Annotated in this window: 1 protein-coding gene; it reads left to right on the forward strand. The window is 62.8% G+C overall.

What is annotated here, in order from left to right; translation table 11 throughout:
• Positions 1–392 (forward strand): FtsW/RodA/SpoVE family cell cycle protein (locus EN991_RS39500; RefSeq protein WP_164769830.1); only part of this gene is annotated, 392 nt, incomplete at its 5' end.
• Between the last annotated feature and the right edge of the window lie 46 nt (positions 393–438).

The following is a 438-nucleotide window of genomic DNA, read 5'->3' on the forward strand; positions in this document are numbered from 1 at the left end:
AGCGCGTTATTCCCGACAGCCATGCCGACTTCGTCTTCTCGGTCGCAGGCGAAGAGTTCGGACTGATCATGTGCTTCTTCATCATGTCGATATTCGCCTTCATCGTGCTGCGCGGCCTCAACACGGCGCTGAAGGAGCATGACGATTTCACCCGCTACGCGGTCGGCGGCCTCGTCACCGTCTTCGGCTTGCAGGCGGTCATCAACATGTGCGTCAACCTCCAGCTTGTGCCGGCCAAGGGCATGACGCTGCCGTTCATCTCCTATGGCGGCTCCTCGCAGATCGCCATCGCCATCTCGATGGGGATGGTGCTGGCGCTGACACGCAAGCGGCCGGAAAAGCGCAAGCAGATGGGCTTTGGCCTGTCGCAACGCGCCGTGCCGGCGGAGTGATATGGCCAGAGGCGTCATCCTTCTCGCGGCAGGCGGCACCGGCGGG

The organism is Mesorhizobium sp. M7A.F.Ca.US.005.03.2.1 (assembly GCF_003997795.1).
Lineage (GTDB): Bacteria > Pseudomonadota > Alphaproteobacteria > Rhizobiales > Rhizobiaceae > Mesorhizobium > Mesorhizobium ciceri.